The following is a 24,268-nucleotide window of genomic DNA, read 5'->3' as shown; positions in this document are numbered from 1 at the left end:
TCCGTTCAACGGAGACAGACCCGCCGAAGTTGATACTCACTCCTTTTCGTTGATGAGGTACTGCGCGCCACCGAGATCCACGCCCTGGACGTCGACCTGGCGCACGTGCAGCTCGGCGGGACCTCCCGCGTCCTCGCCGGTCGCGAACGTCAGCGCGGTCTCGACGCGTTCCTCCGCCTTGAGCGCCAGCCCGTCGATGCGGGCGAACTTGGGTTCGACGATCTGGACCTGCGTCTCGCCCACCTGCTTCACCCCGACGCCCTTCTGGCCGGACTCCTTCCACCGCGCCGCGAGCTCACGGCCGAGGTCGACCGTCACCGTGCCGGCGAACGGCCGGGGCTGCTCGAAGATCAGGCTCTGCCTGGCGTCGACGCGATCGGGGTTGCCCATCGTGTAGGGCACGGTCACGTGGTCGAACGGGCGGATCCGGATGGAGTCGACGTTGCGCCACGCGATGTTGTTGTTCCGCTGAGCGTTGAGCTGGGTGTTGGCGACCTCGGCGAACGTCATCGGGTCCGCGCCCGACACCCATCTGGCGAGCAGGCAGAAGTGCCCAGGGCCGGGGACGTTCCAGCCGGGCCAGGTGATCATGACGGTGGTGCCGGACGTCGGCACGCTCGAACCCGCGGCACCGATGAACGTCCAGCCGGCCGGCCACGCCGTGCCGCCGCCGATGTTGCTGTGGTACAGGTAGAGGGCGCCGTCCACGTTGCCATTGGCGCCCGGCTTGCGTCTCAGCGTGACGAAGACGTAGTTGTTCACTCCGACCACAGGGTTCTGCGACACAGCGCAGAACACCGGGGTGTGGCACACCCTGATGTCAGGGCTGTAGTAGATGCTGCCGGTGCTGGGCTCGTTGCCGACGTCGGTGACGTTGTCGCGCACGAAGACGTCGCGGTAGTACGGCGTGGCACTCGCGGCCGGCGCGACGAGCGCCGCGACCGCCAGCACCGCGGCCAGCATCGTCGCCAGTTTGGCTTTCACCATGTCCTCCTCGGTTGTGAACTGCCGACCGAAGAAGTACCGGCGTGCCGTTGTGGCGAGGTTGTCGCGCTGTTGCAGGCGCCCCGATCGGCCGTCAGCCGACCTCGTCGATGTACGAGGTGCCGACGGCCGCGTGTGGACCGTAACGCTCCCACTCCTCACGCAGCCGCAGCCGGCCCTCGTGGGTGAACTCGGGTGTGTTGACGGTGTGCCCGCAGATCACCTCGCCGGTGGTGAGGACCATGGTGTATCCCATGTGGAGGGTGCCGTCCGGGTCGCGCGTCCCGGCGATCGAGCCGCGGCGGACGGCACCACCGGCGAACTCGGCCCAGACCAGGTCGCCCTCCTGGTGGTACTCGGCGACGGTGTGCGGGTCGCTGTCCGGCTTGCGGAACCGGCGGCCGTTGTAGTCGATCACGCCAGGTACTCCTGGGCCATCACGCCGTCCCACCAGATCGCGTAGTAGGAGAAGTCCTCCTCGTGCGGGTTGACGACGTGGTGGTCCACGTCTCCGGGCATCAGCATCAGGTCACCCGCCGCGAGCACGTGCGTGTGCCCGCCCACGACGACCTCGGCCCGGCCCACCATCGCGATGAACAGCTCCTGCTCGCGGTGCTGGTGGGTGTCCGTGCGGTCGCCTGGGCGCAGCACGCACCAGGCACCGCGGAACGGCGTGGCCAGGCCGGGCCACGGGTGCAGCAGCTTCAGGTCGAGCCCGTGCTCGCGGACGAGGTGCTCCGGCTCGTTCCTGCGGAAGTCCACGTGGTCTGTCGGCATCCCCAACTCCGATCGACGTTCGGCGACGACGCGGAGAGTAGGCACGCGGGTTTCCCCGCCGACAGGGGCGCTTTCCCTGCTGTGTCAGGAAGTGGTGGCGTGCCCACTACCGCCCCAGCCCGGCGTCGCGGGCGAGGACGATCGCCTGGGCGCGGTCGGCCACGCCGAGCTTCGCGAAGATCGCGGACACCCGGTTGCTGATGGTCTTCGACGCCAGCGCGAACTCGCGCGCGATGGCGACGTTGGACCGGCCGGCGGCGATCCGGTCGAGCACCTCCCGTTCCTTGCCGGTGAGCTGTGGGAACGGGTACGGCGTCTGTTCCGCCGCCGGGTGCAGGAGTGCCGCGAAGCGGCCCGCGATCGTTTTACCGATGAGGAACTCGCCCGCCGCGACGGCCTGGATGCCGCGCACGATCTGGTCCGGATCGGCGCTCTTCAACAAATAGCCGCGGGCGCCCGCCTGAATCGCCGCGATGACCGTCGCGTCGCAATCAAGCGCGCTGAAGACCAGAATGCCCGTTTCGGGGCATGCGCGCGCTATTTGTTCTACTAATCGGCAGTTTCCGGCTCCGATGGTGTCCACGTCGATGACGAGCACGTCGGGCCGGCAGCGCGTTGTCTCGGTCACTACCTCGGAAGAAGTAGAAGCTTCACCAACAACGGAAACGCCGTCCACGCGTTCGAGCACGGAACGCACTCCGTGCCTGATGGCGGGCTGTGTGTCGGCCAGCACGACGGTGATTGTCGCTGGTCTGTGCAGGACCGCGATGTCGAGGCCGCGGCGCAGCGGCGGCACCACCGTGTGTTCCAGCTGAGTCATCGGTCTTCCCCCGAAAATGGCTGTCGCGTCATTCCATTGCGGTCACCTGATCTCCCCAAAGACGGCACCGGCCGTAGGGTATATCGCTTCTTCAGAGGGCGCCGCGATGTCAGAAATGCGATTTTCACTCGTTCGGCCCAGCGAGCTGCCGGGCGCCGATGACGACCGGAGTAGCGGCGTGACTGCGATCGCCGCATCGGTTCGGCGAAGCGGCCCAACAGGGCACCACATCGGGTGACACCCGGTGAGCGCCGGCATCGCCGGCGCGGTGAACCGATTCCGGTCTTCTTTGCCCCACCAGGGAATCGGCTTTGCCCATACGACCGGGAACAGTTCCCCTACCTCTTGGGAAGGGCCGCTACCTAGCCTCTGGAACGCCACTCGGGGACGAACAGAGGGGGACGTGTGACTGTCCAAGATGTTGGCGTACTGGCGATCGGGGCCGGCCCGGCGAACCTCGCCCTCGCGGTCGCGATCGAGGAGTCCGGTGCGCGGGAACTCGCGAACGACACCCTCGTGCTGGAGCAGCACGCGGACGTCAAATGGCAGCGCGGCACGCTGATGCCGTGGGCGCGCAGTCAGGTGTCGTTCCTCAAGGACCTGGTGACGTTGCGCAACCCGCGCAGCCGGTTCTCGTTCCTGAGCTTCCTGTACGAGCAGGGCAGGCTCGACGAGTTCGTCAACCTCGGCACGTTCCACCCGTACCGCTGGGAGATGTCCGACTACCTGCAGTGGGTCGCGTCGTCGTTGGAACGCGTGCGGGTCCGCTACGACGCCCGCGCCCAGCGGATCGAGCCCCACCATCAGGACGGTGTGCTCACCGGGTGGACCGTGACGCTCGCGAACGGCGACGTGATCCGGTGCCGCGACCTGGTCGTCGGTGGCGGACGTGACCCGCACGTGCCCGAGGTGTTCGCCGGGCTGCCCGACGAGAAGGTCGTGCACAGCTCGCGGTACCTGACCCGCATCGGTGACGTGCCGAAGGACCGGCCCCTGCACGCCGTCGTGGTGGGTGGTGCGCAGAGCGCGGCCGAGCTGTTCTACGCGCTGCACTCCGACCTGCCCGACAGCCAGGTCACCATGGTGGTGCGGTCGATCGGCCTGCAGAACTACCAGACCAGCAAGTTCGTCAACGAGGCGTTCTTCCCGTCCTATGTGGACGAGTTCTACGACACGCCACCCGAGGTGCGCGCGCAGATCCTCGACGAGATGCGGTTCGCCAACTACGCGGGCCTCGCGCCGCCGTTCCTCGACGAGCTCTACACGATGCTGTACCAGCAGAAGATGCTGGGGCCCAAGCGTTCCAGCATTCGGTCGATGACCGAGGTCGCCGGCGCGCGGCAGGACGGCGACGAACTGGTGCTCGACCTGCGCGACCGCAGGACCGGCAAGGTCGACCCGGTGCGCTGCGACCTCGTGGTCCTCGGCACCGGCTACGACCAGCGGATGCCCGCGATGGCACGGGATCTCGCCACCCGGCTCGGTCTCGACGACCTCGCCGTCAGCCGCTGTTACCGCGCCGACGTCGGCGACGCGGCCTGGGGAGCGTTGTACCTGCAGGGCGTGAACGAGAAGACGCACGGCATGTCCGACTCGCTGATCAGCGTGCTCGCCCAGCGCTCGCAGGACATCGTCAACGACCTCCTCGCCCGGCGCGGCGCGGCCGAGCTGAGGAGCGCGTGATGGGCAAGCTGCTGGTGATCGCCCCCGGCCCGACGGCGAACGGCGACCTGCACCTGGGCCACCTCGCCGGACCCTTCCTCGCCGCCGACATCTGCGCGCGGTACGCCCGTGCCGCGGGGCGGGACGTGCTGTTCGGCACCGGCATCCACTCGACGCAGAACTACATCGTCACCACCGCCCGTCGCCTCGGCGTGCGGCCGGAGGACCTGCGGGAGTCCTCGGCTGGGGCGGTCGAGGCGTCGCTCGCGGCGATGGACATCGACCCGGACGGGTTCGTGCGGTTCGACGAGCGGTATGTCAAGACGGTCGTCACCTTCTTCGACCGCCTGCACAGCGCTGGCAAACTGCGGCTGCGCGCGGTGAAGTTCCCGTACTCGCCGCGCACGGGGGAGTTCCTCACCGACGCGTACGTGCGCGGTGGCTGCCCGGTGTGCCTGACCGACGGTTGTGCCGGGTTGTGCGAGGGCTGTGGCACCTGGATCGCTTCCGGTGAGCTCGTCGACCCGAAGTCCACATTGGACCCGGACGACGTGGTCGAGCTGCGCGAGGAGAAGGTGCTGGTCCTGCCGGTGGAGGAGTACCGGGCGGGGCTGGAGGAGTTCTTCGCGCGGCACGCGCCGACGTTGCGGCCGAGGCTCGCGCGGATGATCGAGGAGATGCTGGCGCGGCCGTTGCCGGACTACCCGGTCACGCTGCCCATCTCGTGGGGCATCCCCGCACCGTTCCCCGAGGTCGACGGTCAGGTGATCTACTCGGACACCGAGACGATCACCTGGAGCATCCACGCCTCCGCGCTCGCCGCCCAGGGCCGTGGTGAGGTGCTGGAGAGCGACGACCAGCTGTGGCTCGGTGACACCGAGGTCGTGTACTTCTTCGGCTCCGACGCGGGTTTCGCGTTCGCCGTCGCCGGTGTCGCGATGCTCCTCGCCCTGGACGGGTACGTGCTGCCGGAGCAGTTCGTCACCAACGAGTTCTACGAGCTGGAGAACGACAAGTTCTCCACCAGCCGCGGCCACCTCGTCACCGGTCAGGAGCTGCTGAACTCCGGCGTCCCGCGCGACCTGATCCGGTTCTACCTCGCCTCGACCAGCCCGGAGTTCCAGCGCACCAACTTCACCCGCGCCGCGATGGCGGAGGTGACGTCGTCACGCCTGGTCGTGCCGTGGAACCGGATCGCTGCCAAGGTCAACGCACTGGAACCGGTGCCGCTCCCGGTCTCGGAGCGGTCCCGGATCGCCGCGCGGTTGATGGTCGAACGCTTCGCCGGCGCCTACGACGTGCGGCGGTTCAGCATCACGGCGGCGGCGTTCACGCTCACCGAACAGCTGGCCCGCCTGGACTCCTTCCCGGTCACGGCGGAGAACGCGGGCGACTTCTGTCACGAGGTCGACGTGTTCCTCCGCTGCGCCGCGCCGATCCTGACCGACCTCGCGGCGCGGGCGTTGCCGGACACCACGATCCCGGAGCTGTTCGACACCCACGAGTGCACGCCCCGACGACTGCCGGAACTCCCCGAATGATGGCCAGGGTGGTCATCGTGGGCGCGGGAGTCACGGGTCTGCTCACGGCGGTGGAGTGCGCGCTCGCCGGGCACCGGGTGACGGTGCTCGACCGGGGCAGCATCCCCAGTCCGGCGTCCACGTCGTTCGACCAGCACCGCGCGATCCGGACGTTCGTCCCCGACGACGTGGACGCCACCCTCGGCCGGCTCGCCGCGCACCGGCGGTGGCTGGAGCTGGAGTCGTTGCTGGACACCAGGTTCTACCGCCGGGTCGGCATCGTCACGGCCTGGCCGCGCGCCCAGGCCGCGGTGATGGCCGAGCAGGCGGCGGCGTGCGGGCTGCCCGTCGAGACGCTGGAACCGGAGAAGCTGCCGCACCTGATGTTCGCCGACGACTCGGTCGGCGTGCTGGAGATCGACGCCGGGGTGTTGCTCGCGGCGCGCGTGCTGATCGCGGCCGTGCACTGGCTGATCGAGCACCCGCTGGTGTCGTTGCGGCCCAACAGCCGCGTCACCGCCGTCGACACCGGACGCGTCGAGGTCGCGGGCGGCGGCACGATCCACGCGGATCTGGTGCTGATCGCGGAAGGTCCGTGGACCGCCGAGCTGGTCGACGTCCCGGTGCGGCTGCACCGCCAGACGATGGTGTACCTCCGGCCGCCCGAGCAGCTGATGCGCTGGTGGGAGAACGCACCGGGCGCCGGACGGCTCGGCGCGGATGGCCGGGCGTGGCTGCTGCCACCCGGCGAAGGCACCCTGCTGAAGATCAGCTCGGACGCCGTCCGCCGGGAGGTGGCGTCCGTCGACGGCGACGAGCTCGACAACAGGTGGGTCGACCGCCTGCTCAAAGCATCCATCGTGGCCGATGTGGCCAGATACACCGTGGTCGCGGTGAAGCACTGCCATTACGCCACCGACGCCGTCACGGGCGGCGCGCTGCTCACCGAGGTGGCTCCGGCCGTCTGGGCGCGCGCGGCCTGCGGCGGCAGCGGTTTCGGTTCGGCGCCACTGGTCGCCGGACGCATCGTCGACGCCCTGGAGGCAGCCTGATGACCGAGAAGACCGGGGTCTTCGCCACGTTGCGGGCGACCCCCACGCCCGTCCGCTACCTCCTCGGCGGCGTGCTGATCAACCAGCTCGGCGCGTTCGTCCAGACGTTCATCCTGCTGTACCTGACCTTCCGCGGCGACTCCATCGGCATCGCCGGACTGTGCCTCGCCGCGTACAGCGTCGGGTCGATCTTCGGCACGCTGCTCGGCGGCGAGCTCACCCACCGGCTCGGGCCGCGCACGACGATCACCCTGGCCATGCTGGCGTCCGCGCCGCTGGTGGCGTCGATCCCGTTCGTGACCAAGATGCCCGTGGTGCTGTTCCTGGTCGTGGGCCTCGCGGGGCTCGTGACGCAGGCATACCGGCCGGCCGCGGCGGTGTTGCTCAGCGACCTGATGCCGGAAGAGCACCAGGTGATGGCGTTCTCGATGATGCGCATCGCGCTGAACACCGGCGCTGCGCTCGCCCCGCTCATCGCGGCCGGGCTGATCCTCGTCGACTGGGACCTGCTCTTCTACCTCGACGGTGCCACTGCGCTGATCTACGCGCTGCTGGCGTACTCGTTGCTGCCGCGGGTCGAGGCGCCGGAGGAGCACGAAGAGAAGTCCACTGTGGACTCTCGCACTGCCTACGCGAAGATGCTGGGCGACGGCAAGTACCTCGCCTACCTCGCCGCGGTGTTCCTCGGCACGATCTGCTACGCGCAGTCCGTCACCGCGCTGCCGTTGGAGATCGTCGCGGACAAGTATCCGACCAGCCTCTACAGCGCGGTGCTCACGATCTCGTCGATCGTGCTGATCACCTGCGAGCTGAAGATCACCACGTACATCGTCAAGATCCCGGCGCACGTCGCGGTGCTCGCCGGGCACCTGGTGAACTCGCTCGGTTTCGCCCTCTACGCCTTCGCCGTGCAGTCCGGGACGTTCGTGCTCCTCGGCGCGGTGTTCGCGGTGAGCGGCCTGATGATCGCCGGGCCGACGATGTTCGCGCATCCGGCGAAGTTCCCGGCGGCGTACAAGTCCCGCTACATCGGCACGATGCAGGCGGTCGTCGGACTCGCCTCCGCGATCGGCCCGTTGTTCGGCGTGTTCACGTTCACCAGCCTCGGCGGCGCGTTCTGGATCGTCATCGCCCTGGTCAACGGCGTCGCCGGGCTTCTCGCCGTGTACGGCGTGCGCGTGGTGAAGGAGTCCGTCGAGGCAGGTGTGGCATGAGACCCGTCATCGTCGTCGGGTTCGTCGGCGTCACGATCGGCCTGCTCGCCGAGTTCCAGCCGGACGACTCGCTGATCTACGTCGAGGAACCGGACGTGATCCGCAAACGGCACGTGCGCGAGCAGATCGACGGCGTCGGGTTCGTCCGCGGCCTGATCGAGTGGGAGTACCTCACGCCGGGCAAGGCGGACGAGTTCTTCCACGCCCACCGCGACCTCGACCCCGCGGCGGTCATCCCGGCGATCGAGTACGCGACCCCGTTCGCCGCCCGCCTCGCCGAACGCTACGGCCTGCCCGGCGCGACGCTCGGCGCGGCGCAGATCATGCGGGACAAGGCCTTGCTGCGCCAGGTCACCGCCGCGGCCGGCATCCGCAACCCGGAAAGCCGCCGGGTCACCAGCCCGGCGGACGTCCTGGCGTTCATGCGGGACCGGTCGATCGTGCTCAAGCCGTCGAACCGGCAGGCGTCCGTGGGCACGCAGGTGATCCACGATCCGGACGACATCGAACAGGCGTGGGCGCACTGCACTCAGCAGGACGAGGGGATCTTCGTCCCGGACCGGCCGATGGAACTCTCGATGCTCGCCGAGGAGTTCGTCGAGGGCGAGGAGTTCAGCGTCGAGATGCTGGTGCGGGACGGGAAACCGTTGTTCGCCAACGTCACCGGCAAGCAGCTCGTACCCGGCCCGCGTCCCGTCGAGCTCGCGCACATCGTGCCCGCGGACATCCCGGCCGACCTGGACGACCTGCTGAAGGAACAGACCTCGCGGGTGATCGACGCGACCGGGTTCCGCGACGGCATCGTGCACTGCGAGTGGATCGTCGCGGACGGCGTGCCGCACCTCGTCGAGTGCGCGGGAAGGCTGGCAGGGGACGGCATTCTGGACGTCGTCCAGCTCGCCTACCCGGTGGAGCTGCTGCGCTGCTACTACGCCGTGCTCAAAGGCGAGGACCCGCCGAGCGACCTGCCCGCGCGAGCGAAAGCCGGTGCGGCCGTGCGGTTCCTGACGATCGAGCCCGGTGTCGTCGAGAACATCGAGGGCGTGGACGAGGCACGGCGGCTCGACGGCGTGCACCTGCTGCAGGTGACGGTCGCACCGGGGGAGAAGTTCGGCGGCCTGCGCAGTTCGTGGGACCGCGCGGGAATCGTCATGGCCACCGGCGACACGTCCGGGGAAGCCCTGCGCCGCGCGGAAATCGCGGCAGCGATCGTGCGCATCGAAGTCCGGTAATTCCCGACCGGTCGGGAACGGTTCCTCTTCTTGTCGGGGAACTTCGTTGTCTAGCTTCATTTCTGGCTGCGAAACCATTCGAGGGGGCACTGTGACTGACCGAGAGGTTGGGGTTCTGGCGATCGGCGCGGGACCGGCGAACCTGGCGCTCGCCGTCGCGATCGAGGAGTCCGAATCGGACCTGGCCGAGAACACCCTGCTGCTGGAGCAGAGCCCGGACGTCAAGTGGCAGCGCAACCTGCTCATGCCGTGGGCGCGCAGCCAGGTCTCGTTCCTCAAGGACCTGGTGACGTTGCGCAACCCGCGCAGCCGCTTCTCGTTCCTCAACTTCCTGCACGACCAGGGCCGGCTCGACGAGTTCGTCAACCTCGGTACGTTCAGCCCGTTCCGCTGGGAGCTGTCGGACTACCTCCAGTGGGCCGCGAAGTCGTTGGAACGGGTGCAGATCCGCTACGACTCCCGTGCGCAGAGCATCGAGCCGGCGAGGTCCGCAGACGGGTCGATCACCGGCTGGGAAGTGTCCCTCGTGGACGGTGACCGGATCCGCTGCCGCGACCTGGTGGTCGGCGGCGGCCGTGATCCCCGCATCCCGGAGGTGTTCGGCGAGCTGCCGGCCGAACGCATCGTGCACAGCGCCCAGTACCGCACCAGAATCGCGCAGATCTCCAAGGACGAGCCGTTGCGCGCGGTGGTCGTGGGCGGGGCGCAAAGCGCGGCGGAGATGTTCTACGCGCTGCACCAGAACCTGCCGCACAGCCAGGTGACGATGGTCGTCCGGTCGATCGGGCTGCAGAACTACCAGCACAGCAAGTTCGTGAACGAGCTGTTCTACCCGTCGTTCGTCGACGAGTTCTACGACAGCCCGTCCGAGGTGCGCCAGCAGATTCTCGCCGAAATGCGTCTCACCAACTACGCGGGTCTCGCGCCGGAGTTCCTCGACCAGCTCTACATGATGCTGTACCAGCAGAAGACCCTCGGGCCGCAGCGCTCGTGGGTGCGGCCGATGACCGAGGTCGTGGCCGCCCGCCTGGAGAACGACGAGGTGGTCCTCGACCTGCGTGACCGCATGAGCGGCAAGGTCGAGCCGTTGCACTGCGACCTCGTGCTCCTCGGTACCGGCTACGACCCGCGCATGCCGTGGCTCGTCCGCGACCTGGCCGGCCGCGCCGGCATCGACGAGATCAACGTCAGCCGCCAGTACCGCGTCGACCTCGGCGACTCGGCCTGGGGCGCCATGTACCTCCAGGGCGTGAACGAGGAGACGCACGGCATCGCCGACTCGCTGATCAGCGTCATCGCCCACCGCTCGCAGGACATCCTCACCGACCTGCTCGCGCGGCGTCAGTCTTCTTCCAGGGAAACGGGAGTGCACGCATGAACCCCGCGATCCTCGTCATCGGCAGCGGCCTCAAGGTCTACCGCGAGTACCTCGTCGCGCCGATCGCCCGCCGCGCCCAGGCCGCGGGCATCGACCTGATCCTGATCAACAACCTCAAACCCACCTGGCAGCGCCAGTACTTCGACGAGATCATCGTCGCGAACGTCTTCGACTCGGACGTCATGGGCAAGGCCGCCCGCGAGGTCGTGGCCAGCCGCAACGTCGTCGGCCTGATGTGCTGGGACGAACCACTGGTCTTAGACGCGGGCCTGCTCGCCGCCGAGTTCGGCGTGCCGGGCCTGTCCGCGGCCGGTGTGCGCGGGTGCCGCGACAAGGAACGCACGCGGGCTGTGCTGACCGCGGCCGGCCTGCACCAGCCGGGTTTCGAGCTCACGACGACCGTCGAGCAGGCCCGCGCCGCTGCCGACCGCATCGGCTACCCGGTCGTGATCAAGCCGCGCGCCATGGGCGCCAGCATCGGGGTCGTCTTCGCCACCAACGAGACCGAGCTCGACGAGGCGTTCCACGTCGCCTTGGCGGCCAGCGAGGTGGATCCGGGGCCGTACCGGGCGAGCGCGATCGTCGAACGTTACGCGCCGGGCCCGGAGATCAGCGTCGACGGTGCCGTCCACAAGGGCGAGTACCTGCCGATGTTCCTGGCGCGCAAGCACAGCAGCGACCACCCGTACTTCGAGGAGGTCGGCCACGTCGTCGACGCCAACGACCCGCTGCTCGACGACCAGGAGCTGATCACGCATCTGGCGCGGGCGCACGAGGCGCTCGGCATCGAGAACGGCATCACGCACGCGGAGGTGCGGCTGACCGACCGCGGCCCGCTGATCATCGAGATCAACGGCCGGCTCGGCGGCGACCTCATCCCGTTCCTCGGCCGCACCGCCACCGGTATCGAGCCGGGCGAGGTGCTGTTCGACGTCACGACCGGCCAGCGTCCGGACGTCACGCCGGCTTTCCGCCGTGTCGCGGGCATCCGCTTCGGCATCCCGGAGCAGGACTGCCTGCTGAAGTCGATCAAGTTGCCAGCCGAGGCGCCCGGACTGGTCGCGACCTCGCCGATGTGCGAGCCCGGCACGATCTTGCGCCTGCCTCCCGGCGGTTACCTGGCGCGGCACTCGTTCGTCGTGTGCGAGGCCGAGGACACGCAGACGTGCGACGACCGGCTGGCCGCGGCTGCCGCGCTGGTGGAGCTGGAGACCGAACCGGTCGGGCCGACGGACCCGGACGCGCCCTTCGCGATGCCGGCGGGCCTGCTGGATGTGGACGAATGACGAGGAGCGACAACATGACCACGGTGGCCGACGAGCCCCGCACGGCGACCGAGATCATCGCCCGCGCCCAGGCCCTCGCGCCGGTGCTGCGCGCAAGGTCCGCGGAGATCGAGGAGGCAGGTCAGCTTCCGCCGGACGTCGTCGAGCTGCTGCGCGCCACCGGCGTGCACCGCATGTGCTTCCGCCGCGAGTGGGGCGGCCCGGAGCTCACCTCGATGGAACAGACGCAGGTCGGCGAGGCGCTGGCGTACGGCGACGCGTCCGCCGCGTGGTGCGGCATCATCGGCGCGAACACCGGTCTGCTGGCCAACTTCCTCGAACCGGACGTCGTGCGTGAGGTCTACCCGCGACTGGACATGGTCACCGCCGGCGTGCTGGCCCCTGCCGGGCGCGCCGACAAGGTGCCGGGCGGGTTCCGGCTGAGCGGCCAGTGGTCGTTCGGCAGCACCATTCACCACGCCGACTGGGTGATGTCCGGTGCGTTCGTCTTCGAGAACGGCGAGCCGTACGCGAGCCCGGACGGCAGCAACCCGCACGAGTCGCGCCAGTTCCTCGTGCCGCAGCACGAGGTCGAGATCCTGGACAACTGGGACACCACCGGTCTGCGCGGCAGCGGCAGCTCCGACTACCGGATCACGGACGTGTTCGTGCCCGACGAGCACACGCTGACGTTCGACAACCCGCGCTGCGAGCCGCACCCGTTGGCGCAGCCCGAATCCTTCATGCGCAGCCTTTGCGGTGTGCCGCTCGGTGTCGCGCGGGCCGCTCTGGACTACGCCCGTGAGTGCGTGGCGCAGCGCGTGGACCGGATGACGGGCACGGACTGGGCGGACATCTGGCGCGTCCAGGTGACTTTGGCCGAGTGCGAGGCCGATTTCAACGCCACCCGCAACGGCGTCTACTCCGCGATGACGCGGCAGTGGGAGGTCCTGTCGGCCGGCGGCACGCTGGACGACCTCACGATGCACGAACGCGCCGCGTCGCCGATCGCGTGGCTGCACGCGTTCCGCACGTCCCGCTCGATCGTCAACCGACTGTTCGACCTGTTGCAGACGTGGTCGATCCACAAGTCCTCGCCGATGGACCGGTGGATGCGCGACACCGCGACCATGTGCCAGAACCTCTCGGCACAGGACGCGATTCTCGAGTCCGTGGGCGCGTACCTGCTCGGTCGCCGGCCCAAGTTCCGCATCTGCCTCGGCATCGTCAAGTAGGGGGAGCTGGAGATGACCATGACGAGGGCGCTCGATGCCCAGATGAAGGTGGCGCAGACCGCGGCGGAGCTCATCGAGCGCGCCAAGGCGCTGGCGCCGATGCTGCGCGAACGGTCCGCGGAGATCGAGACGCTGCGGCGCCTGCCGCAGGACATCGTGGACACGTTGCGGGACAACGGTGTGTTCCGCATGTGCTTCGGAAAGCACTGGGGTGGCCTGGAACTGACGTCGATGGAACAGCTCGAAGTCGTCGAGGCACTGTCCTACGGGGACGCCTCGGTCGGCTGGTGCTCGATGATCGGGTCGAACACCGGCATCTACGCCGAGTTCCTCGACCCGGTCGTGGCCAAGGAGATGTTCCCGAACCCCGACCAGATCGTCGCGGGCCTGCTGCAACCGTCCGGCCGCGCCGAGAAGGTGCCCGGCGGCTACCGGCTGACCGGACGATGGCCGTTCGGCAGCGGGATCGACCACGCCGACTGGGTGATCTCCGGCGGGTTCGTCTACCAGGACGGCAAGAAGTACGCGAGCCCGGACGGCAGCAACCCGCACGAGTCGCGCCAGTTCCTCCTGCCGCGCCACGAAGTCGAGCTGATCGACAACTGGGACACCACGGGTCTGCGCGGCAGCGGAAGTTGCGACTACACGATCACGGACGTGTTCGTGCCGGAGGAGCACTCGTTCAGCTTCGACAACGTGCGGGGCCGCCGAGGTCCGCTCGCCCAGCCTGATGCGTTCACCCGCACGATGTGCGGCGTCTCGCTCGGCGTCGCGCGGGCCGCTCTGGACTACGCCCGCGAGTGCGTGTTGCAGCGCGTGGACCGGATGACCGGCACGGACTGGGCGGACATCTGGCGCGTCCAGGTGACGCTGGCGTCCTGCGAAGCCGACTTCAACGCCACCCGCGCCGGGGTCTACGGCGCACTGGAACGCCAGTGGGAAGTGCTGGCCGCCGGTGGCGTGCTCGACGACCTGGATCCGATCGACCGCGCCGCCTGCCCGCTGTCGTGGGTGCACGCGTTCCGCATGTCGCGTTCGATCGTGAACCGGCTGTTCGACCTGCTGCAGACGTGGTCGATCCACCGGTCCTCGCCGATGGACCGCTGGATGCGCGACACGGCCACGATCTGCCAGCACCTCGCCGCGCAGGACCGGATCCTCCAGTCCGCCGGCGCTTACCTGCTCAACGCCAAGCCCGAGTTCGGCATCGCCCTCGGCATCGTCTAGTCGCTGCTCACCCGGCTGTTGGCTGACGGCGTCTGCAAGTACCACCAACTCAACATCAACAAGCACCTTGCTACTACCAACTCGCCCGTGCGGTGTCGTGCGGCGAACAGGTTGGGTGTAGTCAGCGGCGATTTGATCATGGGTTGGTGGTACTTGCAGACGCCCCGAAAACCAGGCCGACGATGCGCGACACGCCACTAGTTGACCAAAGCAGCGGGGGAAGATTCGATGAGCAGAGGACTGGTAACACTCGTCAACCCGAACAAGGTGCATCCGCCGATCGCCCCGTACGCGCTCGACGTGCTCACCACGTCGTTGGAGAGCGCGGGGTTCGAGGTCGAAGTGGTGGACCTGACGTTCCACCGCGACGACTGGAAGACGTTCCTGACGGAGTACTTCACCTCGCGCGAGCCGATGCTGGTCGGCATCACGGTGCGCAACACCGACACCGTGTACGCATTCGAACAGCGCCCTTTCGTCGGTGAGCACAAGGAGATCATCACCGAGATCACCCGCCTGACGGAGGCGCCGATCGTCGCCGGTGGCATCGGGTTCTCCACCATGCCGTTCGCGCTCGTCGACTACTTCGGCGTCGACTACGGCGTGAAGGGGCCGGGCGAGGTGATCGTCACCGATCTCGCCGACGCCATCGTCACCGGCCGCGACATCTCCACTGTGGACGGACTGATCCGCAACACCCCGGACGGCATCGTCCGCACGTCCACCGTCCTCACGTCCCGCCCGCTCGTCGGGCCGACCGTGGTCAAGACCTGGCAGGTCGACGGGGTCGGGACGTACGTCAGAAGATCCGGTGACAAGTACAAAGTGGACAACGGCGAGTACTACAAGCGCGGCGGTCTCGCGGGCATCCTCACCAAGTCCGGCTGCGTCTACCGGTGCGCGCACTGCGTCGAACCCGACGCCAAGGGTGGTGCCATCACCCGCCGTGACGTCGCCGCCGTCGTGGACGAGATGCAGTCCCTTGCCGCGCAGGGGATTCTCGACCAGCACACCACCGACAGCGAGTTCAACCTGTCGATCTCGCACGCCAAGAACGTGCTGCGCGAGATCGTGCGCCGCAAGCACGCCAGCGCCGCCAACCCGCTCAACGACCTGCGCCTGTGGGTGTACTGCCAGCCCTCGCCGTTCGACGAGGAGTTCGCCGACCTGCTCGCCGCGGCGGGCTGTCAGGGCGTGAACGTCGGCAGCGACCACATCCGCCAGGACGTGCTCGCGAACTGGAAGGTCACTGGCAAGGGCACGACGTACTACACCTTCGAAGACACCGAACGGCTCGTGCGGCTGTGCGGTGAGCGCGGCATCAAGACGATGGTCGAAGCGTTGTTCGGCATGCCCGGCGAGACCTGGGAGACCATGCGCGACTGCGTCGACGCGTTCATGGCGCTCGACGCGACGGTGACGGCGTTCTCGCTGGGACTGCGGCTCTTCCCGCACCACCCGCTGGGCATCTCGATCGCGGAGCAGTGCGCCGGCGTCCGCACGGTGCCGGGTCTGCAGTCGAACACCGCGACCGGACCGATCGTGCTCAAGCCGTTGTCGATGTGCTCCGGCCTGGTCGAGTACGAGAAGCAGTTCATGTTCGACGAGCGCGGCGAGTTCCGCCTCGTCTGCTACTTCTCGCCGGACCTGCTGGAGGACGCGGGCACGAACACCGATCCGAACGGGCGTTGGTCGCGCACGGTGGACTACCTCTGGTCGCTCGTCGACCCGTCGGACCATCACCGCGTGATGCTGCCGACGCTCGCGGGCATGAGCGAGTCGGAGAACAACTACGCCGACAACCCGTTCCTCAACGGCCTGACCAGCCTCGGCTACAAGGGCGCGTTCTGGTCGCACTGGCGGGAACGCGAGGAGATCCTGCGCGAGGCCCAGCTGGCGGGTGTCGTCCGGTGACGTTCGACAGCCTTGCGGCCCAGGTCCGCGGACGGGTGCTGCTGCCGGGCGACGCCGGGTTCACGGCCCGCAGCAAGCCGTTCAACGACCGCTACGCCTCCGTCGTCCCCGCGGCGGTGTTGTCCGCCGCTTCGACGGACGACGTCGTCACGGCGATCACGTGGGCACGGGAGCACGACGTGCCGCTCGTCGCGCGCGGCGGCGGCCACAGCTACGCCGGCGCGTCCGTCAACACCGGCCTGGTCCTGGATCTGGGCGGCCTCGACGAGGTGCACGTCGACCCGTCCTCCGCCCTGGTCACCGTTGGCGGCGGAACGCGGATGCGCGCGCTGTACGAAGCGTTGCGGCCACACGACATCGCGTTCCCACTGGGCAACTCCGACGAGGTCGCCATCGGCGGCCTCACGCTCGGCGGGGGAGTCTCGGCGGTGTCGCGGGCGTTCGGACTGACCTGCGACTCGCTCGTCAGCACCGACGTCGTGCTCGCCGACGGCAGTGCGGTCACGTGTTCCGCTTCGGAGCACCCTGACCTGTTCTGGGCCTGCCGAGGCGGTGGCGGCGGCAACTTCGGCGTCAACACGTCGTTCACCTTCCAGGCGCGCCCGGTCGTGGACAGCGCGACCTGTCTGCTGCTGTGGGAGTGGGAACACGCGGTCGACGTCATGCTGGTGGTGCAGGAGATCCAGCGCACCGCGCCGGACGCGTTGTCGTTGCGCGTCGGCCTGACCAGCGGCGGGATGGTGTCCCTGATCGGCTGGCACCTGGGATCGGCGGACGGGCTGCGCACGTTGCTCGCCCCGCTGAGCCGTACCCGTCCGTTCCGCAGCGACATCGAGGACCGGACGTATTGGGAAGCAGTGGAGTACGTGCACCACGAAACGGCTGGTGGCGCGTTCGCGGGCCGTACCCGCACAACGTCCGTGCCGCTGCCCGAAGAAGGAGTGCGCACCCTCGTCACGGCCGTCGACAAGTGGCCGGGCAGCAGCAACCCGGACGGCGGCGGCGCGGCGTTGTTCGGCTGGGGCGGCGCGATCAACGCGCTGGGCGTGACCGAAACGGCGTTCCCGCACCGCGACGCGTTGTTCCTGGTGTCGCTGGACACGTCGTGGATGTCGTCAGACAGTCCGCAGGTGGTGCGCGACAACCTGGAGTGGCTGACGGCGTTGCACGAGGACATCGGCGAGCACACCGACAACGCGTCCTACCTGAACTTCACCGATCCCGACCTGCCGGACTGGCGCCAGGCCTACCACGGCCCGAACCTGGCCCGGCTGGCCGAGGTGAAGCGCCGGTACGACCCTGACCGCTTCTTCGAGTTCTCCCAGGCGATCTGAGCCGTCAACAGGGCGCGAACATCTTGCGCGTGCCGGGACCGTTGTAGGCCGCGCGATCGGTGAACTTGCAGCCGAACGTGGCCGCGGCCACCGCGTCGCGGTCGCCGATCAGGTCACCGGCGGGCCGGCGTCCGCGATCGGTCCACGCCACCAGGTCGTTCCACGCCGCACCGACCTCCGCCGGCGAGAACTCGCAGTGCTCGACCGTGCGGATCGCCCGCTGCACCAGCCACTTCGACTGGCCGTTGCGGGCGACGTCGGTGCGGTAGTCCTGTTCCATCGAGAACGGCACGAAGAGGTCGCCGAGACCGTGCAGGGAGAGCACCGGCACCTTCGGCTTGCCCGCGATCTTCGGTATCTCGGTGAGGGTGGGGGAGAGGCGGGACCGCCAGTCGCGCGGCGCCACCCGCTGCACCTCGCGGTTGAGGTCGACCGGCGAGTTCGGCTGGTAGCGGGTGCCGAGGTTGGTCGACAGCCGGGCGGGGTCGAACGCGAGCGGGGCGTCCGGGGCCGGCGGCGAGGCGAGGCCGAACAGGAAGTCCTTCCAGTACGCGAAAGCGGGCGTCGCGCCGGGACGGGGTCCGCCACTGCGTTCGGTCACGACCGCGCGGAACTGGGCGCCGCGGTCGGTCACGGTGTCCGGGCCGCCGGGCACGAGAGTGCTCAGGCCCAGCTTCTCCTGGATGCGCGGCACCACCGTGGTGAGGTAGTCGGCCGGCACCGGGTAGGCGCGGATCCCGGCGAGCGCCTGCGCCGTCAGCTGGTAGTCGAGGAAGAAGTCGAACAGCTCGTGGTCGCCGAGCACACCGCACATCGGCAGCGCGCCGTCGTAGAAGCCGGGGTACTGCTCGAGCGAACGGCCGATGACGTGCCCGCCCATCGACACTCCCGCGATGAGGACCTGCTCGGGCCTGCCGACCAGCGTGCCGAAGTGCTTGGCCAGATCACGCGTCGCCTGGACGCCGGCGCGGACGTCGTAACCGTTGCCGTAGTAGGAGGACGCGGCCCAGGCGTAGCCCTGGCCGAGCATCCGGGCGCGCAGGCCGTAGGCCGGTGGGTCGACGGTGAGCACGGTGCCGGTGCCGCGGTAGCCGTGCGCCCACATGGCCAGCCGGCCGTTCCACTTCGCGGGCACCTCGACGATGTACGCGGAGTGCTGGTGGATGCCCTGCAGCACTCTGGTCGGTTGTCCGTTGACGACCTCCGGTGGCAGCGGCGGGTTGTTGACGGTGTAGCCGGGCAGCGGCTGGTCACCGGGGACCGGCGGATCGGCCAGTGCGGGCGCACCACCGGTGAAGAGCACGAGCCCCAGCAACGACACCACGAGCCGTGTTCGCATGCCACACCTCCGTCGGCTTCCCACGCCAGCCCATTCCACCCCGGCGGAGGCTCCCCGGGCCACCCGCCCATCGGCTGAACCCAGGACGGACTTCGTTCAACGGCCGGTGGGAGGATTCGGCAGCTTTCCGGTCCTGGTGAGCTGCTCGGCGATGTCGCGCAGCTTCACGTTGGTGTGCTGGCTGACGCGGGTGAGCAGGGCGAACGCCTGGTCGGCGGTGAGCTGGTGGCGTTCCATCAGAATGCCCTTGGCCTGACCGATCAGGTCGCGGGTCAGCACGGCCGCGCCGAGCTGCCTGCGTTCCTGGGCGGAGGCGAGCGCGATCGCCGCGTGCCCGGCGAACAGGCTGCCGACGTGCCGCGACTCGTCGTCGAACGCGCCGTCCTCAAGCGCGTACAGGTTGAGCGCGCCGAGATCTTCGTCCTGCACGTACAGCTGGAACGACAGCATGCTGCCCACGCCCAGCTCGGCCGCTTTCGCCGTGAACGCCGGCCACCGGTCGTCCTGGACGACGTCGGGCACCGAGACGATCCGGTCCTGGTACAGGGCCGTCAGGCAGGGGCCCTGACCCGTCTCGTACTGCGCCTGGTCGACGTCGCAGGGCAGGTCACCGGTGGTGGACACGGTGCGGATCTCGCTGCGGCCGACCACGGTCATGATGCCGGCGTGCTGGGCGCCGGGGATGGTGCCGACCGCGGTGTGCACGATCGCGTCCATCGTTTCCTGCTCGCCGCGCTGCCGCTGGAGCGTGCGGGCGATCTGCGTGAGGTGGACGGCCAGGTCCGGCACGCCCTCAGCGGAGCCGGCCTCGGTCAGCGGTTCGCCTGCGATGTCGTCGGCCATGAGAGACGGTTACCCCGTTCGGACCGCCGGACACCCGAGCGCTCCCGTTCCCGCCGAGCAGACGAACGAGCGCGGAGCCGGTGATCGCGGCCATGGTGGCGGCCATCAGCAGGCCGCCGAGTGCCCCGATGAGGGCGACGAGGACGGTCGGCTGGCCGGGCCGCCACAGGGGAGTGGTGACGAGCGTGAACACGATCAGACCCGCGCACCACGCCAGCGCGGTGGCCCACACCCACCGGGACGGGTCCGGAACGTGCTGGCGCAGCACGAACCACTGCCCGACGCCGATGGACAGCAGGACGCCCATGCCGGCGACCGCCGCGACCGGGAACAGCACGGCCGCCGGCAACGTGCCCAGGGGTTCGCTGTAGTGGACGGCCAGCAACGCGATCGCCCAGGCGAAGCCCGCGGCCAGCGCGGTGACGGCGATCCACTCCGCGGCGCGCAGGCCGGGGACGGCGCGGCGCAGGACGACGCACTGCGCCGCGCCGAGCACCGCGCCTTCGACGACGCCCGCGGCGACGAGCAGCGGTGACGGCGAAGACAACGCGCCGGCGAGGGCAGGGGCGAGGAAACCGAGGAACTCGCCCGCGGTCACCCAGACGAACCAGCTCTGCCGGACGCCGGTCGACAGCTTGGTGCTCATGCCGTCAACGGTGCGACAGAGACGCCCGGTGAACGCAGGGACGAAGGTCCTCACCTGTCGGGGCCAAAGCAGTTTCCTCGCCCAGCGCTCAAGCCTGGCCGCGCGCCTTCGCCCTGACGATGCGCGACGCGATGAGCATCGCCGCGATGGCGACGGCGCCCATCACCGCGATCAGCCGGTTCGCGTCGATCGCGGGTTCCCAGCGCACCTTGCCGTCGCTGATGACGTACGCGCCGGTGGGCTTGGCGTACACGCCGAAGCCACCGCCCTCACCCTCCTGGCCCTTCTCGTCGCGCCCGGTGCCGCCGCCCAGCCCGCCGGAGACCGTGGCGGCGGCGATCACGGTGATGCCGTCCTGGGTGAACGGTTCGGCGTACACCTTCTTCGCCTCGAACGTGTCCTTGGTCTTGCTGATCAGCTCGTCGACCTTCATTCCAGCTCCCCTCGGCGAAGGATTCGCCTTCCGCCCCTGAACCTATCGAGAGCGGCGGCCGGCGTGGGTGCGTTCGCACGGTGAACCCGCCGCCGTCCTTTGTGGAGAGACCATCGGATCGCCGAGGTGGTCCTGGCTGCGGCACCGCGCCGGGCAGCGGTAGGTTCGTCGCGACGACAGGTCCGCGGTGGGACCGGATGACGATCGGTGAGGCAAGCGTGACGCAGGACTCGGTTGTGCCGCCAGGGGACATCGACTTGACCCGTCCCAGCGCGGCGAGGGTGTACGACTACTACCTCGGTGGTGCCCACAACTTCGCGGTGGACCGGGAGATGGCGGAGCAGGCCATCTCGATGTGGCCGGAACTGCCGATGATCATGCAGGCCAACCGGGCGTTCCTGCGCCGTGCCGTGCGGTTCTGCGTGGACGCGGGCGTGCGGCAGTTCCTCGACCTCGGTTCGGGCATTCCCACGGTGGGCAACGTCCACGAGGTGGCTCGGCAGGCGACGCCCGACGCGCGGGTCGTCTACGTGGACAGCGACCCCATCGCCGTCGCCTACAGCAAGAACATTCTGGGCTCCGACCCGCTGACCGTGGCTATTCAGGCCGATATGCGCCGGCCGGAGCAGGTGCTGGACAGCGCCGAGGTGCGGTCGCTGCTGAACTTCGACGAGCCCATCGCCGTGATGATGGTCGCGGTGTTGCACTTCGTGCCCGACAGCGACGATCCGGCCGCCATCCTCGCCAGGTACCGCGATGCCACGGCGCCCGGCAGCTTTCTGGTCGTCTCCCACGCGAGCCACGAGGGCCAGCTCGAGAAGGCCGAGTCGCATCGGGACCTCTACCAGCGCACCCCGACCCCGATGACCATGCGTTCCAAGTCCGAGGTCACCGACCTGTTCGCCGGCTTCGACCTCGTCGATCCTGGCGTCGTGTTCCTGCCGCTGTGGCGTCCCGTGTCGGTCGACGACATCGACGAGCATCCGGAGCGGCTCGCCGGGCTCGCGGCGGTCGGCCGCAAGAGCTGACCAGGACGCACCCGGTTCGCTGATCGTCGTGACCGTGCTGACCTTCGGCACGGTGTTCGGCACAGCCGGCCCGTAGGCGGATTCCGTTGCCGCGCCTGGGGTTACGCGGTCCGCGCACCGGACCGCGCCGTGTTCCTCCGCGTCGACGGTGCCCACTCGGTCTACCGGACGGGGTCAGGCTCATTCACCTCGACCACCTCGACACAGCACCCGTGTCGCCACGAACCGGCCGGTGCGTGGACGATGATCCGGACGACGGTGGCGAGGCGACGAACGGGTGATGTGGGCGTGGTGGACGAGGCTCCGATCTCGACGGCGGCAGAGGCGGCCCAGCACGAGCTGATCCTCGCCTTCGGACGGCTGCAGGGCGCGGCCAACCGGCTGGAGCACGTGCTGGGGCGGGCGATCGAGGTGGAGTGCGGGATCAGCCACCTGATGTACGAGGTGCTGCTGATCCTGGGACGGTCGGGCGCGCCGGGACTGCCGATGGGCGCGATCGCGCGGGAGCAGGTGCTCAGCACCGGTGGGGTCACGCGGCTGGTGGACCGGATGGAGGCGGCCGGGCTGGTGGAACGGGCCGCGGACCCCGATGACCGGCGTGGGCGGCTGCTCCGGCTGACCGAGCTGGGGGAGGAGACCGTGGTGCGGGCGTCGCGGGTGCACGTGGAGAACATCAAGCGTCACTTCGTCGAGCCGTTGCCCGCGGCGCACCGCGAGCAGTTCGCCGAGGACCTGCGGATTCTCAGCCACGCGGCGAAGAGTCTGCTGTCCCGGCCGTCCTGAGTACGTATGGCGCAGAACACCCCGCGCGGGAAATATCTGACACGTCAGATACTGTTGTGTCAGGTAGTTGCCCGCGCGGTGCGGGCATGACCTGAAGCGAGGTCCCGTCCGTGCAGCTGGTCTACGTCTTCGACGCGTACTGCGGGTGGTCACACGGCTTTTCGAGTGTGCTGTCCGAGGTCGCCCGCCGTCACCCAGGGCTCCCGGTGGAGGTCGTCTCCGGTGGCCTGTTCACCGGTGCGCGGCGCGTGCCGATCCGCGAGTTCGGCTACATCCAGGGTGCGAACGCCAAGATCAGCGAGCTGACCGGCGCCGAGTTCGGTGACGCCTACCAGCGGCTGATCGCCGACGGGGAGTTCGTGATGGACTCGCGGGACGCCGCCCGCGGTTTCGCCGCACTGCGCGCCGCCGCGCCCGGCCGGGCCGCCGAGCTGGCCATCGCCCTGCAGCGCGCCTTCTACGTCGACGGGCTCAGCCTGTCCGAGCCGGAGACGTACGCGCGAGTCGCTGAGGCCGCCGGGATCGAGCCGGTTCTCGTGCTCGCCGCGCTGAACTCGGCCGTCCCCGAGGACGACTTCCGCCGCGCCGCCGCACTGGGCGTCGACGGCTATCCCACCCTCCTCGCGGTGGACGGCTCGCGCGTCACGGCGCTCGCCCGTGGCCACGCCACCGCCGACGAGGTCGACCACCGCCTTTCGGTTCTGTCCGCCCGCTGAGTCCAAGGAGTTTTTCCATGAGCACCCTCGACTTCACCGTTCTCGATCTGGACTTCCCGGTCGGCAGCAAGAACAAGACCGCCACGCTCGTGACCGGCGAGCACGAGGCGTTGCTGGTCGACGCCGGGTTCACACTGGCTGACGGCCACCGCCTGGTCGCCGCCGTGCTGGACGCCGGCAAGACGCTCACCACCGTGTTCATCAGCCACGGCGACCCGGACTTCTACTTCGGTGCCGAGGTGGTCGCCGACGCGTTCCCGTCGGCGGTCTTCGTGGCCACCCCGCACGTCATCGAGCACATCCAGCACTCCTACGAGGGCAAGCTGAAGGCGTGGGCGTCGTCCGGCGTCAACCTGCCCACCCGCCTGGTCGACCTCCAGCCGCTCACCGGTGACCTCACGCTCGAAGGCCACCGCTTCGAGCTCAAGGGCGGCAGCGCCGTGCTGCCCGACCGCCACTACCTGTGGCAGGCCGAGCAGCGCGCCCTGCTCGGCGGCGTCCTGTTGTTCCAGCAGGAGCACGTCTGGGTCGCGGACACCGCCAAGCCCGAGCAGCGGGCCGCCTGGCGCGACCTGCTGGACGAGATGGAGGCGCTGAACCCCGAGCTCGTAGTGCCGGGGCACCGGCTGCCCGGCACCCCGGCCGACGTCTCCGCCATCACCGCCACCCGCGAGTACCTCCTCGCCTTCGAGGAGGAGCTGGCCGGTGCCGCTGACGGCCCCTCGCTGACGGAGGCGCTCACCAAGCGCTACCCGGACCACGGCATGGTCGTCGCCGCCGTGATCGGCGCGAAGGTCGCCCTCGGTGAAATGACCTGGGGCTGATCGACCCGAAGCCGCCCGAAGCCGCCCGTGGCCCCCGGATTT

Annotated in this window: 23 protein-coding genes; 15 read left to right on the top strand and 8 right to left on the bottom strand. The window is 69.1% G+C overall.

The window, feature by feature from the left end:
• Positions 1-36: 36 nt before the first annotated feature.
• From B0F77_RS39195 to B0F77_RS39180, 4 genes are all read right to left on the bottom strand, one after another.
• Positions 37-984: a hypothetical protein gene (locus B0F77_RS39195; RefSeq protein WP_143467151.1), complete on the bottom strand. Its 948-nt coding sequence runs from the start codon at positions 982-984 to the stop codon at positions 37-39.
• Between the two features lie 94 nt (positions 985-1,078).
• Positions 1,079-1,402: an avidin-fold protein gene (locus B0F77_RS39190; protein ID WP_086668123.1), complete on the bottom strand. Its 324-nt coding sequence runs from the start codon at positions 1,400-1,402 to the stop codon at positions 1,079-1,081.
• Positions 1,399-1,761 (bottom strand): cupin domain-containing protein, encoded by a 363-nt coding sequence (locus B0F77_RS39185; protein ID WP_086668122.1) that lies wholly within the window; start codon positions 1,759-1,761, stop codon positions 1,399-1,401. Before B0F77_RS39185 ends, B0F77_RS39190 begins: the two co-directional genes overlap by 4 nt.
• Positions 1,762-1,867: 106 nt before the next feature.
• Entirely contained in the window at positions 1,868-2,581 is a 714-nt protein-coding gene (locus B0F77_RS39180; protein ID WP_086668121.1) for a response regulator, read from the bottom strand.
• A gap of 405 nt (positions 2,582-2,986) precedes the next feature.
• Here B0F77_RS39180 and B0F77_RS39175 point away from each other — a divergent pair, with 405 nt between their 5' ends.
• From B0F77_RS39175 to B0F77_RS39125, 11 genes are all read left to right on the top strand, one after another.
• Entirely contained in the window at positions 2,987-4,264 is a 1,278-nt protein-coding gene (locus B0F77_RS39175; RefSeq protein WP_086668120.1) for a lysine N(6)-hydroxylase/L-ornithine N(5)-oxygenase family protein, read from the top strand.
• The gene (locus tag B0F77_RS39170; RefSeq protein WP_086668119.1) at positions 4,264-5,784 is read left to right on the top strand and encodes a class I tRNA ligase family protein; all 1,521 of its coding nucleotides are present in this window, start codon (positions 4,264-4,266) and stop codon (positions 5,782-5,784) included. Before B0F77_RS39175 ends, B0F77_RS39170 begins: the two co-directional genes overlap by 1 nt.
• 17 nt (positions 5,785-5,801) lie before the next feature.
• A complete protein-coding gene (locus B0F77_RS39165; RefSeq protein ID WP_245849244.1) occupies positions 5,802-6,815 on the top strand; it encodes an NAD(P)/FAD-dependent oxidoreductase in 1,014 nt (337 codons plus the stop codon).
• Positions 6,815-8,029, top strand: a complete 1,215-nt coding sequence (locus B0F77_RS39160) for an MFS transporter (RefSeq protein ID WP_086668117.1) — start codon at positions 6,815-6,817, stop codon at positions 8,027-8,029. Before B0F77_RS39165 ends, B0F77_RS39160 begins: the two co-directional genes overlap by 1 nt.
• A complete protein-coding gene (locus tag B0F77_RS39155; protein WP_086668116.1) occupies positions 8,026-9,261 on the top strand; it encodes an ATP-grasp domain-containing protein in 1,236 nt (411 codons plus the stop codon). The genes B0F77_RS39160 and B0F77_RS39155 overlap by 4 nt, the downstream gene beginning before the upstream one ends.
• A 91-nt stretch (positions 9,262-9,352) precedes the next feature.
• Positions 9,353-10,639 carry a lysine N(6)-hydroxylase/L-ornithine N(5)-oxygenase family protein gene (locus B0F77_RS39150; protein WP_086668115.1) on the top strand — a complete coding sequence of 429 codons (1,287 nt, stop codon included), beginning with the start codon at positions 9,353-9,355 and terminating at the stop codon, positions 10,637-10,639.
• Positions 10,636-11,925, top strand: coding sequence for an ATP-grasp domain-containing protein (locus B0F77_RS39145; RefSeq protein ID WP_086668114.1), 1,290 nt, complete (start codon positions 10,636-10,638; stop codon positions 11,923-11,925). The genes B0F77_RS39150 and B0F77_RS39145 overlap by 4 nt, the downstream gene beginning before the upstream one ends.
• 14 nt (positions 11,926-11,939) lie before the next feature.
• Entirely contained in the window at positions 11,940-13,139 is a 1,200-nt protein-coding gene (locus tag B0F77_RS39140) for an acyl-CoA dehydrogenase family protein (protein WP_245849242.1), read from the top strand.
• 12 nt (positions 13,140-13,151) lie between these two features.
• Positions 13,152-14,366 (top strand): acyl-CoA dehydrogenase family protein, encoded by a 1,215-nt coding sequence (locus B0F77_RS39135; RefSeq protein ID WP_086668112.1) that lies wholly within the window; start codon positions 13,152-13,154, stop codon positions 14,364-14,366.
• A 228-nt stretch (positions 14,367-14,594) separates the two neighbouring features.
• Positions 14,595-16,280 (top strand): tryptophan 2-C-methyltransferase, encoded by a 1,686-nt coding sequence (gene tsrT, locus B0F77_RS39130; RefSeq protein ID WP_086668111.1) that lies wholly within the window; start codon positions 14,595-14,597, stop codon positions 16,278-16,280.
• Entirely contained in the window at positions 16,277-17,614 is a 1,338-nt protein-coding gene (locus B0F77_RS39125) for an FAD-binding oxidoreductase (protein WP_086668110.1), read from the top strand. The genes tsrT and B0F77_RS39125 overlap by 4 nt, the downstream gene beginning before the upstream one ends.
• A 4-nt stretch (positions 17,615-17,618) precedes the next feature.
• Here the strand turns inward: B0F77_RS39125 and B0F77_RS39120 are convergent, their stop codons facing one another.
• The 4 genes from B0F77_RS39120 to B0F77_RS39105 all read right to left on the bottom strand — a co-directional run bounded on the left by B0F77_RS39120 (position 17,619) and on the right by B0F77_RS39105 (position 20,875).
• Positions 17,619-18,953: an alpha/beta hydrolase family protein gene (locus B0F77_RS39120; protein ID WP_086668109.1), complete on the bottom strand. Its 1,335-nt coding sequence runs from the start codon at positions 18,951-18,953 to the stop codon at positions 17,619-17,621.
• A 96-nt stretch (positions 18,954-19,049) separates the two neighbouring features.
• Positions 19,050-19,796: a GAF and ANTAR domain-containing protein gene (locus B0F77_RS39115; protein ID WP_086668108.1), complete on the bottom strand. Its 747-nt coding sequence runs from the start codon at positions 19,794-19,796 to the stop codon at positions 19,050-19,052.
• Positions 19,747-20,442: a hypothetical protein gene (locus B0F77_RS47420; protein ID WP_143467150.1), complete on the bottom strand. Its 696-nt coding sequence runs from the start codon at positions 20,440-20,442 to the stop codon at positions 19,747-19,749. The genes B0F77_RS39115 and B0F77_RS47420 overlap by 50 nt, the downstream gene beginning before the upstream one ends.
• 88 nt (positions 20,443-20,530) lie before the next feature.
• The gene (locus B0F77_RS39105; protein WP_086668106.1) at positions 20,531-20,875 is read right to left on the bottom strand and encodes a spore germination protein GerW family protein; all 345 of its coding nucleotides are present in this window, start codon (positions 20,873-20,875) and stop codon (positions 20,531-20,533) included.
• A 197-nt stretch (positions 20,876-21,072) separates the two neighbouring features.
• On the opposite strand from B0F77_RS39105, the gene B0F77_RS39100 reads away from it, so the two are divergent.
• The 4 genes from B0F77_RS39100 (at position 21,073) to B0F77_RS39085 (ending at position 24,226) form a co-directional block, all read left to right on the top strand.
• The gene (locus B0F77_RS39100; RefSeq protein ID WP_086668105.1) at positions 21,073-21,903 is read left to right on the top strand and encodes an SAM-dependent methyltransferase; all 831 of its coding nucleotides are present in this window, start codon (positions 21,073-21,075) and stop codon (positions 21,901-21,903) included.
• A 243-nt stretch (positions 21,904-22,146) separates the two neighbouring features.
• Positions 22,147-22,686 carry a MarR family winged helix-turn-helix transcriptional regulator gene (locus tag B0F77_RS39095; protein ID WP_211294263.1) on the top strand — a complete coding sequence of 180 codons (540 nt, stop codon included), beginning with the start codon at positions 22,147-22,149 and terminating at the stop codon, positions 22,684-22,686.
• Positions 22,687-22,796: 110 nt separating this feature from the next.
• Entirely contained in the window at positions 22,797-23,402 is a 606-nt protein-coding gene (locus B0F77_RS39090) for a DsbA family protein (protein ID WP_086668104.1), read from the top strand.
• Positions 23,403-23,419: 17 nt separating this feature from the next.
• A complete protein-coding gene (locus tag B0F77_RS39085) occupies positions 23,420-24,226 on the top strand; it encodes an MBL fold metallo-hydrolase (RefSeq protein WP_086668103.1) in 807 nt (268 codons plus the stop codon).
• Positions 24,227-24,268 lie beyond the last annotated feature (42 nt).

This window comes from Lentzea kentuckyensis, assembly GCF_002150765.1.
In the GTDB taxonomy this organism is placed as follows: domain Bacteria; phylum Actinomycetota; class Actinomycetes; order Mycobacteriales; family Pseudonocardiaceae; genus Lentzea; species Lentzea kentuckyensis.
The sequence above is the reverse complement of the archived record's forward strand: the minus strand, read 5'-3'. Positions and strand labels throughout refer to the sequence as shown.